The sequence below is a fragment of the Lentzea aerocolonigenes genome, from assembly GCF_000974445.1.
Classification (GTDB): domain Bacteria; phylum Actinomycetota; class Actinomycetes; order Mycobacteriales; family Pseudonocardiaceae; genus Lentzea; species Lentzea aerocolonigenes.
Window position 1 is genome coordinate 1 of sequence record NZ_BBOJ01000012.1, and the last position, 13,801, is coordinate 13,801.

The 13,801-nt window shown below is 71.1% G+C and carries 11 protein-coding genes; 4 read left to right on the forward strand and 7 right to left on the reverse strand.

All coding sequences use genetic code 11. The features are described from left to right. Positions 1 to 624: IS30 family transposase (locus AOM45_RS22745; protein ID WP_156249737.1), on the forward strand; the 624-nt coding region annotated here is incomplete at its 5' end. Positions 625 to 690: 66 nt separating this feature from the next. On the opposite strand, the gene AOM45_RS22750 is transcribed toward AOM45_RS22745, so the two are convergent. The 3 genes from AOM45_RS22750 to AOM45_RS22760 are packed head-to-tail and all read right to left on the reverse strand — an operon-like array spanning position 691 to position 3,513. After that, positions 691 to 1,713, reverse strand: coding sequence for a hypothetical protein (locus tag AOM45_RS22750; RefSeq protein ID WP_030473715.1), 1,023 nt, complete (start codon positions 1,711 to 1,713; stop codon positions 691 to 693). Positions 1,714 to 1,717: 4 nt separating this feature from the next. Continuing rightward, entirely contained in the window at positions 1,718 to 1,906 is a 189-nt protein-coding gene (locus tag AOM45_RS22755; protein WP_030473716.1) for a hypothetical protein, read from the reverse strand. A 2-nt stretch (positions 1,907 to 1,908) separates the two neighbouring features. After that, a complete protein-coding gene (locus AOM45_RS22760; protein WP_030473717.1) occupies positions 1,909 to 3,513 on the reverse strand; it encodes an MmpA family trehalose lipid delivery protein in 1,605 nt (534 codons plus the stop codon). A gap of 157 nt (positions 3,514 to 3,670) precedes the next feature. Between AOM45_RS22760 and AOM45_RS22765 the strand changes: the two genes are divergently transcribed. Next, the gene (locus AOM45_RS22765; protein WP_030473718.1) at positions 3,671 to 4,840 is read left to right on the forward strand and encodes a polysaccharide biosynthesis protein; all 1,170 of its coding nucleotides are present in this window, start codon (positions 3,671 to 3,673) and stop codon (positions 4,838 to 4,840) included. A gap of 184 nt (positions 4,841 to 5,024) precedes the next feature. Here the strand turns inward: AOM45_RS22765 and AOM45_RS22770 are convergent, their stop codons facing one another. Next, positions 5,025 to 9,074: an alpha-(1->3)-arabinofuranosyltransferase gene (locus AOM45_RS22770; protein ID WP_063757214.1), complete on the reverse strand. Its 4,050-nt coding sequence runs from the start codon at positions 9,072 to 9,074 to the stop codon at positions 5,025 to 5,027. 182 nt (positions 9,075 to 9,256) lie between these two features. Here AOM45_RS22770 and AOM45_RS22775 point away from each other — a divergent pair, with 182 nt between their 5' ends. After that, entirely contained in the window at positions 9,257 to 9,886 is a 630-nt protein-coding gene (locus AOM45_RS22775; protein ID WP_236703802.1) for a class I SAM-dependent methyltransferase, read from the forward strand. On the opposite strand, the gene AOM45_RS22780 is transcribed toward AOM45_RS22775, so the two are convergent. Together AOM45_RS22780 and AOM45_RS22785 are read right to left on the reverse strand one after the other, a co-directional pair. Beyond that, on the reverse strand, positions 9,883 to 10,371 hold the full coding sequence (locus AOM45_RS22780; RefSeq protein WP_030473721.1) for a GNAT family N-acetyltransferase: 489 nt from the start codon (positions 10,369 to 10,371) through the stop codon (positions 9,883 to 9,885). The two genes, AOM45_RS22775 and AOM45_RS22780, sit on opposite strands and share 4 nt — an antisense overlap. A gap of 46 nt (positions 10,372 to 10,417) precedes the next feature. After that, on the reverse strand, positions 10,418 to 11,965 hold the full coding sequence (locus AOM45_RS22785; RefSeq protein WP_030473722.1) for a substrate-binding and VWA domain-containing protein: 1,548 nt from the start codon (positions 11,963 to 11,965) through the stop codon (positions 10,418 to 10,420). 63 nt (positions 11,966 to 12,028) lie between these two features. Here AOM45_RS22785 and AOM45_RS22790 point away from each other — a divergent pair, with 63 nt between their 5' ends. After that, complete coding sequence (locus AOM45_RS22790) at positions 12,029 to 12,736, forward strand: ankyrin repeat domain-containing protein (RefSeq protein ID WP_030473723.1); 708 nt, start codon at positions 12,029 to 12,031, stop codon at positions 12,734 to 12,736. Here AOM45_RS22790 and AOM45_RS22795 read toward each other — a convergent pair. Further along, positions 12,733 to 13,770 (reverse strand): pyridoxamine 5'-phosphate oxidase family protein, encoded by a 1,038-nt coding sequence (locus tag AOM45_RS22795; protein WP_030473724.1) that lies wholly within the window; start codon positions 13,768 to 13,770, stop codon positions 12,733 to 12,735. The two genes, AOM45_RS22790 and AOM45_RS22795, sit on opposite strands and share 4 nt — an antisense overlap. Between the last annotated feature and the right edge of the window lie 31 nt (positions 13,771 to 13,801).

Genomic DNA, 13,801 nt, shown 5'->3' on the forward strand with positions numbered 1-13,801 from the left:
GCCCGCGGCGAACTCCGCCGCGAGGTCGCGTCCGCGTTGCGCACCGGCCGCACGGTCCGCACACCCCGGCGCGACCCCGCCCAGCGCCAGCCCCGCTTCCACGAGCCGATGCTGATGATCAGCGACCGGCCCGCCGAGGCAGAGGACCGGGCCGTGCCCGGCCACTGGGAAGGCGACCTGATCATCGGCAAGGACAACGCCTCCGCCATCGGCACCCTGGTCGAACGGGCCACCCGCTTCGTGGTCCTGCTGCACCTGCCCGACGGCCGCACCGCCGAACACGTCCGCGACGCGCTGATCACCGCCATCACAGCCCTGCCCGAACGCCTGCGTGAATCACTGACCTGGGATCAAGGCTCCGAGATGGCCCAGCACCACGAGTTCACCATCGCCACCGGCATGCCCGTCTACTTCTGCGACCCCCGCAGCCCCTGGCAACGCGGCAGCAACGAAAACACCAACGGCCTGCTGCGCCAGTACTTCCCCAAAGGCACCGACCTGTCCGTCCACACCGCCGAACACCTCAACGCCGTCGCCGCACAACTCAACCGCCGCCCACGCAAAACGCTCGGCTGGGACACCCCAGCCGAGCGCGTCACTACACTGCTCACACAAGCCAGTTGACCAGTCGCGTTGCAACGATCCCTGGAAACCGCCCATGGCCCGAACGTGCTTTTCGCGCCAAACCAGTTACGGCGACACGCCGTGGCCCGCGACCACCGCGTCGCACAACAGGTCGAGCAACGCGGCAGCGGCGTCGAGGCCGAAGTCCTTGCGTCGCGCCCGAACCGTCACCGTGGTGACCTCCCCTGCCGTCACCACGCCGAACGCCACCCCGGAACGCCCGCTGGCCGTCGGGAAGAAGTGCAGGGACCGGACGTTCGCCTTGACGACGCCGAGGTTCGACACGAGGAACGTCGAGCCGAGGCGCGAGGCCAGCAGGCGCATTCCCAGCTGTGCCAACGGGTTCCGCTCGCTGGGGAACCCTGCTTCCGGCGCCGCACCAGCCAGCAGGACGCGCACCTCGTCCGGGCCCGCCCCGGCGGGCAGCCGCAGCCTGAGCAACGCGCTGTCGACCTCGGGACGTGGATCGGCGCCCCCGCGCCACGACGCGCCGATCGCGGCGACGATGCGGCCGTGCGGCACCCCGCGGGCGGCGTTCCACCTGCGCGTGGTGTCCACGGCGGCATACGTGAGCGCGGCGCTGCCCAGCTTGGTCTTGGGCAGCGTGCGGGAGACCAGGTGGTCGCCGGGCTCGTTGCCGCGTGACGAGGGCTGGATGCGCGTGGGCGGCGTCCACACCGCCTCGCGCACCCGGTCCAGCGCGTTGAGGAGGTAAGGCCGCTCGACGTCGCGGTGCGCCACACCGGTGGCGGAGCTTTGCACCGGTTCGCCGAGTGCGATGCCGAGCAACGCGACCAGGCCGAGGCCGTCGACCGCGCCGTGGTGCGCGGCGATCAGCAGCGAGTCGCCGGCAAGAGCGACTCGGACGAGCGGATCGCCTGCGCGGTAACGGGAGTCGGCGAGCTCCGCGCGTGCGGCGTCCCAATCGGACGGTCGCAGCACGACGGCGGCCGGGCCGAGGTTCGGGAAGGCGTCGGACGCACGCGCCAGCCGCGCGGCAACGGTCGCCGGGTCCGGCGCCTCGCGCAGGGTCGCCTCCAGCAGGATGCTCCAGGAGGCGGCCGGATCCCCGGAGAAGACCACGGCCACCCGGTCAGCGGGAGCCGTAGTCGAGCACTTCGGGCTCGCTCGCCTGCTTCAGCGGCTGCCCTTGCTCCTTCGCCTGCTCCTGCTGCCGCTCCATCACCTTGTCCGGGTGGTTCTGGGCGACGACGACCGCGCCGACGCCTCCGGCGAGTGCGGCCCCGGCGACGACCGCGACCAGGAACGAAACCAGGCCCACGACTACTCCTCACGGTTAGGTGCCGAGAATCTACCGACGGGTAACCGTCTCCACAACAGGCCGACGCCGATCAGTGACCCAGCCGCGACCCACGCCAGCACAACGGGTGCAGCGGGTGGGCCGTTCGGTGCAGCGGGCGCTGCTCCTGGAACGCGGTACAGGGTCAGGTCCGGTCCGTCGTGCACCTTCTCCAGTCGTCCCAGGAGGTTCTGGTCCACCCGGCCGGGCGTTCCGTGCTCCACCAGCACCCACTCGACGCCGCTCAGGTCACCCGCACGCAGCCGGGCCGCCCGCGGGTCCTCCCCCGCCACGATCCGGCCGCCGACGGACAGCGAGTCGTCCACGACGGTCGTGCCGGGCAGGTAGCGCGGTGCGGGGTCGAGCTGGGTGCGTCCGTCGTTCCAGTCGAACCTGCGGAACGCCGACAACGGGAACACGGCCACGTCACCGGGCTGGCCGACGAGCTTCTCCCGGACCGCGGCCCAGTCCGGCGGGTAGTCCACCGGTTCGAGCCGCCCGAACCCGCCCCACGCGAGGTCCGGCAGCAGCCCCAGCAACAACACGACCACCAGTAGCCGCGCGCGCAGCCGTTCCACCGCGACGGCGAGCCCGAGCGCGAACGGCAGCGCGAGCCACGCCACCCACTTCTGACTGTCTCGCAACAGCCCGGCGCCCGGCACGTGCTCGATCAACGCCTCCAGTGCCTGCACGCCGCCCGGCAGCACGGCGATCAGCGCCAGGAACGCCCCGAGCACCCCCAGTCCCGCGAGCGGCCACACGGGCAGGCGTTTCGACAGCTCCCGCAACCCGAGCACCGCCGCGCCCAGCAGCAGCACGGTGATCACCGGCAGCATCGGGTTGGCGCGGCTGGCGGGCACGACCTCGGCGTTCCAGATCCCGCCCAGCCCCAGCACGCTCAGCACCGGCCCGCCCCAGTTCTCGCCGCGCGCGCTGAACGCCTCGACGCCCGCGGGGTCGGACAGCCCGTCGTGCAGCAGCGAGGGCACCCACCACGGCGCGTTCAGGACCACGCCGACGGCCAGGACCTGCCACGCCTTGCGCGGTCCCGCCGTCGCCAGCGCCGTGCCGAGAGCGAGGATCCCGCCCGGCGCCGAGAGCACCGCGGGCAGGCTCGCGAGCACGAGCCGCGTCCACGCACGGGGCTCGCCCTCGCGCATCTTCAAGCCCGCCATGGCGACCCACGGCAGTGCCGCGTAGCCCAGCAGCAGCGTCCAGTGGCCGATGAAGAGCCGTTCGGCGACGTAGGCGTTCCACGAGTACGCCACGGCCGCGACGATCCGCACGCCGGTCTTCTCCGTCGGCACCAGCAGCCCGGCACCCAGCGCGCCGGCGAAGACGATCGCGAGCAGCACCAGCTTCTGCACCAGCTGGCCGGGGACGACCTGCGTCAGCAGTGCCACCACGGCGTCCACCGGCACCGCCCGCGGCAACGCGTCACCGAGCCCGAACGCGGCCGCGTTCAGCGGCTGCTGAGGCGTGAAGACCATGTCGTAGACGAGGACGTAGCCCGGCATCAGGGCAGGAGCGATCGCGGCGAGGGCAAGCGCCGCGCACGTGGCGTAGAGCTTCACTCCGTTCGGCCGCACTTGCTCCCTCTCCGGTCGCGCTGGGGCTACAGTCGCCGAAACTACCGGCCGGTACTACCGACGGGTAGTGAGTACGCGGGGAGCTTTCGTACGCTCCTGGCGCACGAAAGGGCCCCGCGTGCGTCCTGCGGCACCCTGCCACCGGAAGGGATCCGGCGTGTCCGCTCCGGCAACGACCACCTCTCGCCTGGACGCCCTGCTCATCACCGGCGCCCTGCTGGGCGCCAACGCGGCGAGCTACGTCCTGACGATCGCGGCCGCGCGTGCGCTGGCACCCGCGGTCTTCGGCGAGCTCAGCGCGTTGCTCGCGCTCGTGGTCATCGGCGTGGTGCCCGCGATGAGTCTGCAGACCGTCGCCGCGCTGCGCGTGACGAGCCTCGGCCCGCGCCCGCTGTTCGGGCTGGGGCTGAGCGTGAGCGCGGGCATGACCGTGCTGACGCTGGCCCTCGTGCCCGTGCTGACCAGCCTGCTGCACCTGGACGGCCCGTGGCCGGTCGTGTGGCTGGCGCTGTCGCTGGCCCCGCTCACGGTTCTCGGTCTGCTGCACGGCCTCCTGCAGGGAACGCAGCGGTTCGGCGCACTCGCGTTGCTGGTGTCGCTGGAAGGCCTCGGCAAGGTCGGTGGTGGAGTGACCGGGCTGTGGCTCTCGCCGTCGTCGGCCTCGGTGCTGGCGGGCACGGCGATCGGCTCGTTCCTGGTCGTGCTGGCCGGGTGGACGCTGTGCGGCAGGCCTCGTCCGGCACGGCCTTCGGGTGGTGCCGAGGTGCTGCACGCGTCCCAGGCGATGCTGGCGCTGGTGCTGCTGGTGAACCTCGACCTCGTGCTGGCCCGGCACCAGCTCGCGGACCAGGCGGGCGGCTACGCGGTGGGCGCGGTGGTCACGAAGATCGCGTACTGGCTGCCGCAGGCGGTGGGTGTGCTGGTGCTCCCCCGCATGGCGAACCCGGACGAACGCCGCCGCACGCTGCCCAAGGCCCTCGCGGTGTGCGCGGGCCTGGACGCGTTCGTGATCGCGGGCTGCGCGTTGTTCGGACCGCTGGGCGTCTCGCTGATCGGTGGCGCGAAGTACCACGGCGAGATGATCCCGTTGTGGCAGTTCGCCCTCGTCGGCTCGTGCCTCGCGTTGGTGCAGCTGCTGCTGTTCTCCCGGATCGCGAGCGGCGACCGCCGGTCCACGTTCGCCGTGTGGCTCGCGGTCGGCGCCGAGATCGTGCTGATCACCCAGTGGCTCGACGGTTCGGTCGGTCAGGTCGTGACCGGCGCGCTGCTCGCCACCGCCGGTCTCGTCGTCACCGGCGCCGTGATCGAGGCACGTTCACGCCACTAACGCTGCATCAGGTCGTTCCGTCCGTTGCGGAGCACTCCCCCCAGTAACGCTCCGTAGCCACCCTCACGTGCCCGGCGATACGCGGGAGCCCCGCGTATCCTTCTGCGGTACGAAAGGTCCCCGCGTGCCCGAAAATGAGGCTGGTGGGGCACTTGTGAGTGAAGGCGGCGCGTCTAAGAAGGCGTCAGGACGCGACCGGCTCGACTGGCGCCGTCTGTTCGACGTCCTTCTCCGACTCCGCACGGTGCTGCGGACCGAACGGCCGGAACGCCGCCGCCACCACCGCCGACACAGCGACCAGCAGCGAGGCCTGCACCAGCGGGATGTACGCCCACTCCTGCCCGTGACCCAGAACCCGGCCCAGCACGGCCACCCCGGTGCCGAGCGCGACGCCGCTCAGCGCGATCACCTTCGGTGCCGCCGCCCAGAACTCCCGCGCCAGCAGGCACGCGATCAACGCCACGATCGGCAGCATCCCGCCGAGCACCGCGAGCAGCACGAGCATCGCGATCACCAGCCAGCGGCCGCGCGACGGCTCCACGAACTCCACGCGCCGCCGTGACGGGAGCGCGGCGAGCACGAGCACCGCCAGCACGCCCAGCACACCGATCAGCAGGCCCGTGCGGTACCGCGCGTCCGGCACGAAGTCCAGCGTGACGACACCGCCGTCGCCCTCGGGCAGGACCCACGCCTGCTGCCAACCGTCGACCCGGGTCTTCGTCAGCACCTGGCCGTTCAGCGTCGCCGTCCAGCCGTCGTTGACGTTCTCCGGCACCACGAGCAACGCCCGCGCGCCCGCCGCCACGGTGATCTCGCGTTCGGTGGCGTCCCACGTGGAGATCGTGACTTCCCGGTGCGTGGCGGTGGGTTTCGGCAGTTCGAGGTGCGTCACGGACACGTCCTGCACCACGAACGAGTCCGACCGAGAGGTGGTCAGCACGTGGTCACCGGCCGGCAGCTCCAGCGCGGTCGCGAGGTCGTCGTCGCACAGGGTCGCCTTGAGCGGACGGTTGCCCGCCACGTCCCCGAGCACACCGGTGACCGAGCTGTTGATCTTCTTGCCGTCGATCTCCACGACCGGTCCGCGTCCACACGGCACGGTGAACGGCGTCGTCGCCGGCACCGGCTTCAGCACGCCGTCCAGCGCGGGCACCCGGAGCTCACCGATCTCGGCCGGTCCCCTGCCACCCGACTCGCGCACGGCCAGTTCGAGCTTCTCCGTGGGCGCCGGTTTGATGGTGACGAGACCGTCCGCGCCGACGCGCACGACCTCGGTCCCCGCGTCGGTGCGCACTTCAAGCTCCACCGGGATCCTGGCGCCCTTCGCGCCCTCGATCCGGAACTCCGACACGGTCCGCTTGCCCTGCCAGGCCACGGTGAGCGTGGGCTTGAGGTCGGTCACGTCCGGCACCCACGACGTCCCCGGATCACCGTCCACGGCGAACAGGGGGCTCGCCGCCACGTCACCGGCGAGCGACGACGTCCCGGTGACGGTGACCCCCTCCGGCGCCACCGGGTTCTTCGCGCCGGCCGCGGGGACCACGGTGGCGTTCACCGCGAACTTCCCGTCGGCCGAGGTGCGGAACAGCCGGGTGAGACCGTTGACCTCCTCGCCGAACCTCGACAGCGCCGAGTCGCACCGCACCGCGTCGTCGATCCGGTAGCAGGCGGGCCGGGACTGGCTGCCGCGGGTGAAGGAGAAGCCGGGCTTGGGCGCGTCCTGGTCCCGCGGCACGCGCAGGGCCCGCTGCGCCGTCATGCCCGGCACGCTCAGCTCCTTGATGCCGACGTTGCCGTCCTGCCGGTCGGCCGCGACACCGAGGATCGTCACGCGCACGGTGCTGGTCAGGCCTGGACGGACGCCGTAGGTGTGCGGGCCACCGCCGGACGGCACGTCGTGGTCGCTCTCGCCGGTGTCCGTGGTGATCCGGATGCGGTTCACGGCCCAGCCGACGCGCAGGTCGTCGACCAGGTCGAGCCTCACCTCGCCGACCGTCCGCGGGGTGTCGAGCGCGATCTCGAGCCACTGCCCGACGGGCCCGGTGTAGCTCGACGAGTGCCATGCCGACCCGCCGTCGCCGTCCACCGCGGCGAACGGCGAGTTGGCCGGGTCGATCGAGCCCGCCGCGTCGGCGTAGGCGGTCGAGGTGGACGCGCGGACGGCCCGGATGCCGCGGTACTCCGCGACGGTCTGGTGCTTGACGTCCTGGAACGGCGACACGTCGAGCGCCACGCGCCCCTGCCGGGAAGCCTCGTCCGCGGACATCGTCTGGCTGAGGTTGTCCGACACCCTGCCGACGTTGCGCTCCTTGCGCCGCAGCCCGTCCGTGATGAGCAGCTCGCCGGACTTCTCCGTCGAGTCACCGGCCAGCACCGCGGGCTGGTCGGCCTTGATCAACCCCTGCGACAGCAACGGCAGCAACGACTCCGGCCCGCCGCTCACGGTCGCGACGTCCGCGGCGTTGACCGCCGTCACGGCCGCGACCGGGCGCTTGACCTCGTAGACCTCGAGGGACTTGCCGGTCGCCGTCGCGTCGACCACGCTGACGAGATTCTGGTCGCTCATCCGCACGTCCGGCCCGAACTCGGCGACCCGCTCGATGCCGGGTGAACCCTGAAGCCCTTGGCGCAGCACGGTGAGCGGTGGTGACCCGGTGGCCTCGCGCGCGATGTCGTTGCGCAACAACAAGAACCGGTAGCCGCCACGAGCGAGGAAGTCGGCGAGCCCCGCCGAGCCGCGACCGTCGGAGAGCGCGTCGTAGACGGCGTCCATGAACCGCGTGTTGCCCTCGGACCCGAGCGGCACCTGGTTGCGCACCGCCCACGGCGCCTCCGCCAGCGACTGCATCGGCTCGTCCACGGTCCTGCCCCACGTGTACTGGCCGAAACCGCTGGCGGGCAACAACAAGGTGCGTGCCCGGCCGTCCTTCTCCGCGAGCCACGACGCCGCCTGGCGCCAGTGGTCCGGCACGTCCGACCAGCCGAGACCGGGCCGCAGGGTCAGCAGCCACGCGGGTGCCGCGACGACCGCGATCAGCAGCAGGGCGAACCCGATCCGGAGCCGCCGCCAGTTCTCCGGCGCCGCCCGCATGCCGGCGGGACGGGAGAGGTGCAGTCCGTGGATGAACCCGAGGATCAGGCACAGCCGCAGCACCGGCTCGAACTTGTGGACGTTGCGCAACGGCGCGAGCGGGCCGTCCAGCAGCCCTCGCACGACCTCGGCGAGCGGTGAGTCGAGCGACCCGACGTAGCCGACGGTCAGCAGTGTCAGCCCGGCGAGGGTGCCCAGCACCAGGAAACGGCGTTCCGGCAGCCCGAGCCGCGCCAGGCCGACGACACCGATCAACGCCACGAGCGCTGTGCCGGCCATCAGCACGGGGTTGTCGACGAGCACGAACCCGTTGGGCCACCACGGTTCGCCCTGGAGCACGTACGCGACCCACTGGTTCGTCCCGCGCAGCACCTGGAACAACGACATCGGCGCGGTCGTGTTCGCCGCGGACTCGATGTAGTCGAGGAACGGCAGGCTGTACCGGCCGAGCAGCAGCAGGGGAACGATCCACCACAACGCGACGCCGATGACGCACCCGGCCCACCACAGCACGAGCTTCACGTGCTCGCGGTTCCACTTGCGCGTCAACAGCCAGATGCCGGGCAGGACGAGCGACATGACGACCATCGCGCCGTTGATGCCACCCATCCCCAGCACGGCGAGCGCGGACAGCGCGGCGGCCTTGCGCGGCGACCCGATCCGGTCCGCGAGCACCAGCGGCAGCAGCACCCACGGCAGCATGACGGCGGGCAGCATCTCCGCCGACAACGGTCCGATCTCGGTCAGCACCCGAGGAGCCACCGCGTAGGCGATCGCGCCGACGTACCGCGTCGGCTCGTGGCCGATGTTCAAAGCGCGGGCCAGCCGCAGCACGCCGTAGAACGCGAGGCACAGCAGAACCGCGCACCACAGCCGTTGGGTGATCCACGCGGGGATGCCGAGGATCTGGCCGATGGCGAAGAACGGTCCCATCGGGAAGAAGTAGCCGTACGCCTGGTTCTGCAACTCGCCCGCCGTCGCGGCGGGATTCCACAGGTGCAGCGCCCTGCCGAGGAAGCCGAGCGGGTTGACGGCGAGGTCGAGTTTCGTGTCGAACGTCGCCGTCCCGAACCTCTGCGCGAACGACAGCACCGTGAGTGCGACGAGCACCCACGTCGTCGGATTCCGGTGTGCGATCTTCAAGCTTCTGATGGCGGAGGAAGTTACCACCGGGTAGTGCTCCAGGGCGACTATCGCTATCTTGGGCCCCCACGACGTTCTGGGGCGCACTCAGGCAGGTGGCGATGACTTCTTCGGTTGCGTTCGAACAAGCTTGGGAGCTCGGTGAGAAAGTCCCCGGCTGGTTGACAGTTGACCAGGCCACCATGCTGTGGAGAGCAGCACTGCGGCTCGGCCCCGGCGCGCGGATCGTGGAGATCGGCAGCCACCAGGGCCGATCCACCACCGTCCTGGGCATCGCGGCCCGGTCCGTCGGCGCCACGGTGGTCGCCGTCGACCCGTTCGTCGAGGGTCGGCTGTTCGGTGGCACGCCCACCCGCACGCTGTTCGAGAAGAACGTCGCCCGTGCGGGCCTGACGGACGTCGTGCAGCTCGAAGCCGAGTACAGCACCAAGTTGCGCAAGCGCTGGAACGAGCCCATCGACCTGCTGTACATCGACGGCAAGCACGACTACTGGACCTACACCGACGACATGCTCTGGTCGGAGCACCTCGCGCCGGGCGGCGAGATCCTGGTGCACGACGCGTTCTCGTCGATCGGGGTCACCAGCGGCATTCTGGTGAAGGTGTTGTGCGGCAAGCGGTACGTGTACCTCGACCGGGCGGGCTCCATGGCGCGCTTCCGTTTGGCGCAGCCGTCGTGGGCCGACCGCAGGCGTGTGCTGGCCGAGATGCCGTGGTTCCTGCGCAACGTGGGGATCAAGGTGCTGCTGCGTCTGCGGCTGCACGCCGTCGCGCGGTGGTTCGGCCACGACAGCCCGTACGACCCTTACTAGAGCACTCGCTCGTACCAGGTGCCCGGCTCGCCACCGAGGTGAGCCGGGTCGGCCGGGCCGACCGCGACGAACCCGGCTTTGGTCAGCACCCTCGCCGACCCGGTGTTGCGGTGGACCGTGGCCGCCCGCAGCGTGCGCACGCCGTACTCCTGCGCCGCCAGCCGGCACAGCTCCCGGACGGTCGCGGTCGCCACGCCTCGTCCGGCGACGTGCTGCGCGACCCGGTAGCCGAGTTCCGCGGTGTGGTCCTCGATGTCCATCAGGTTGAACCTGCCGAGCACCGCGCCGTCCTCGGCGAGCAGCACGTGGAAGGCGCAGACACCGGCCTCCTGCTCGGCCAGCAGAGCGCGGAACCGCTCGGCGAACCGGTCGAAGAAGTCGTCGCCGCGGTCGGGGACGGAGGCGGCGAAGTAGGCGCGGTTCTCCCGCTCGAAGGCGAGGACCGCGGGACCGTGGTCGGGGTGCAGCCGGGTCAGCTCAGGCATTGCGCGGACGCTACCCAAGTGGTGCGCCCGGCCCACCTGATTTCGTCTACTGAGGCCTGCACGCGGGCGGCTGGCACAGCATGGTGCTCAGCGCCTGCGCGAAGATGTCGCTGATGCCGGCGGGGTCGACGGTCGTGAACGCGCGGCCGCCGGTCGCCTCGGCGATCTTCGTCAGCTCGTCGACGTCGACGTCCGGTCCCATGCCGATCGCGATGACGGGCAACGGCCTGCGCTTGTCCTGGAGCTTGCCGAGCTCCTCCAGGAGCTTCTGCTGGCTGATGGAGTCGGGGTCCTCGTTGCGGCCGTCGGTCATGATCGCGACGATGTTGATGCGGCCGAGCTCCCAGTTCTTGCGCGCCTCCTGGTAGGCGGCGAGCGTGGTGTCGTAGAGGCCGGTCGAGCCGTTGGCCGTCGCACGGGTCGCCCGCACCGCCGCGACGGCCTTGCCGTTGGCGAGGTGCTCCTTGACCGACGCGAACGGGATGATCTCCTTGTAGTCCTTGTCGCCGTCGAGCTTGGTGGAGAACTTCCACAGCCCGATCTGCGTGCCGGGCTTGAACAGGCCCAGGCCGCGTTCGGCCGCGGCGACGGCGAGCGCCATGCGGGTGGTGCCGGTCCTGGGCACGATCTGGTTCATCGAGCCGGACACGTCCAGCACGCCCAGCACCCGTGCGGTGAGCGTGAGTCCTGCCCAGACGCGCAGGGTCTCGTCGACGAACGCCTGGTCGAGGCCGACCGCCTTGTCGTCGGGGACGCGCAGGCCGAACTTGTCCAGGTTCGTCCCGGAGCGCAGTCGTGCCAGGAACTTCTCCGCACCCGCGCGCTGCTGCTCCCCCGCGTCCGGCAGCACGACGTACGGGAAGTCCAGCGGTGGCACGGGGTTCTCGGGTACGACCGCCGAGAGCCGGGTCGCGCCGGGCGTGGAGTTGTGGCGGTTCAGGGCCTGCTGGGAGGTCGGGAAGACGTCCAGCGGCCGGTTGAACAGGTCGTCGGCCTGTTCGGCGTAGTCGGCGGACACCGGGCGGATCGAGGCGACCGTCGCCGCCGCCGGATCCTTCTCGCCCGACGCGAACCCGCGCATCGCGAGCAGCGCCGACAGGCTGGCCGGGTCCTTGGCGGGATCCGCGATGCCGGCGACCGCCTTGGCGCCGGGACCGATCAGCTCGCGCCAGTTCTTGCCCTTCGCGGGATCCTTCACGGCGAGCACGACCGGTGACTGCGCGACCGAGATGCCGGACTCCGGCACGCGCCAGGCACCGGAATCACGCGCCTGCCGCAGCCACATCGTCGACTCGGGCACCCACACCGACGGCGATTCCTGGCCGTTGACCAGGCGGGTCGTGGTCTCCCGCGCGGACTCGGCCTTGATCTCGACCCGGTAGCAGTCACCGGTGACGTCCAGGCCGTCCGCGGCCTCGGTCAGCGCCGGGGCGACCTCGGGCGCGGCGGTGATCAGGACCGTCGCCGGGTTCGTGCAGCGCGCCGCGTTGAGCCGGTCGATGACCGCGTCACCACCGACCCAGGCGACGATCGACAACACGAGCAGCACCGAGAGCCCGACGACGGGCGTCGTCACCCGCCGTGGTCGCACCATGGCGGACACCTTAGACAACCGGAGGCGCAACCAGAACTCCCCGGTTCCGGGAAGACTGGAGCGGTGCCGACCATCCGGAACGACGAGCCGCTCGCGGTGGCCGTGACGACCGCGATCCGCGGCGGTGATCTCACCGCGCTGCGTAAGTTGCTGGCGGACAACGAAGGCCTGGCGACCGCGCGGATCGCCGACGGCAGCGGCTGCTCCCGCACCCTCCTGCACGTGCTGACGGACTGGCCGGCCCGCTGCCCGAACGGTGCGCTGACCGTGGCGGCACTGGTCGACGCAGGAGCCGATGTCAACGCACGATTCGAAGGAACACACCGCGAGACGCCGTTGCATTGGGCGGCCAGCGCCGATGACGTCGACGTCCTCGACGCCCTGCTCGACGCGGGTGCGGACATCGACGCGGACGGGGCGGTGATCGGCGGCGGCACCCCGCTGGCGGACGCGCGGGCGTTCGCCCAGTGGCACGCGGCGCACCGGCTCGTCGAGCGCGGAGCGAAGGTCACGCTGGTCGACGCCGCCACGCTCGGCCTGCTCGACCACGTCGAACGCCTGCTCCCGTCCGCGTCGAGGCAGGAGGTCAACGCGGCGTTCTGGGGCGCGTGCCACGGCGGCCGCCGGGAGTGCGCCGAACGTCTGCTGGACAGCGGCGCGGAGCTGAACTGGATCCCGCCGTGGGAGCCGCTGACGCCGTTGGACGCGGCCCTGCGCCACGGCTTCGACGATCTCGCGGAGTGGCTGCGGGAACGGGGAGCCGGCAGCTAGCGGTCGACGTCGTACCCCTCCTTGCGCAGGCCCCACCGGTAGGAGAGGTTCATCAGCCTCCTCAACCACGTGACCGGCACGAGGTTGACCACGCCCGCGGTGTTGGCGGCCAGGTGCGCCTTCCCCAGCGCCATCATGTCGGGTGCTTCGTCGCGGTCGACGTGCGCATCGGGCGTCCACAACCGGGCTTCTGCCACCGCGTCGCTCTCGGTCAGCTCCGCCGCCTCGACGTCGACGAGCAGCGCGGCGTGCGGTGGTGTGCCGCGCAACGACAACGGTTCCAGCAGGGCGGGGTCCACGGTGATCGTCGCTCTGCCCCGGACGTGCAGGACGTCGGTGCGTCCGGGCACGAGTGCGGCGAACGAGAGCCGGTCGTCCTCGACCAGGTTGCGCAGCGTGTCCGTGCGTTTGTTGCCTTTGCGGTCCGGGATCACGAGCGTGCGGCCGTCGAGGATCCGCGCCACGGTCTGCTTGTCCCCACGAGGACTGGTGTCGCTTCCGCGTGATGAGTCCCATGTGGACAGAGCCAGGAATGGCGCGCTGGCGAGGAAGTCCGCGACACCGGGCTGGGCCAGCGGGCCGGTGCCGGTGACGTCGGCGGGCGTGGGATCGACCGGTGGTTTCCACAGCCCGGAACGCAAAACGGCCTGGGCGCAGTGCACATAAACCTGCTCGACGTCCAGCACCACCCGTCCCCGGCGCGTGCCGGCAGAACCGTTGACCCGCAACGTTTCCCCGACACCTGGCAGCAGGAACACCAGCGACGCCGGTCCGTGGGCGGGCTCGTTCGCGCTGAACGAGATCCGGCGCGCTGAGTGCACGCGCACGAAACCCGGACTGCCACCGACGAACGTCGTCCTGCTCGTTCCCGCGGCGTCCCGGTGGCCGAATCCCGCGATAGGACTGCGCGCGAGCACTGCGACGGATCCTTCGTCGAGCGCGCCGACCTCCTTCAGCATGATCATCGACGCGGGCCGTCCCACGACCTCCTCGATCTCCGCCACGGTGGTGAGTCGTTGGTTTTCGCAGGTCATGCCACTATTATGAGCTTTTGCTCAGGTTTTG

What these genes read in the sequence shown, in the direction of transcription:
- AOM45_RS22785 (WP_030473722.1), bottom strand. Translation starts at nt 11,965, where the DNA reads ATGGTGCGACCACGGCGGGTGACGACGCCCGTCGTCGGGCTCTCGGTG.
- AOM45_RS22780 (WP_030473721.1), bottom strand. Translation starts at nt 10,371, where the DNA reads ATGCCTGAGCTGACCCGGCTGCACCCCGACCACGGTCCCGCGGTCCTC.
- AOM45_RS22795 (WP_030473724.1), bottom strand. Translation starts at nt 13,770, where the DNA reads ATGACCTGCGAAAACCAACGACTCACCACCGTGGCGGAGATCGAGGAG.
- AOM45_RS22775 (WP_236703802.1), top strand. Translation starts at nt 9,257, where the DNA reads ATGCTGTGGAGAGCAGCACTGCGGCTCGGCCCCGGCGCGCGGATCGTG.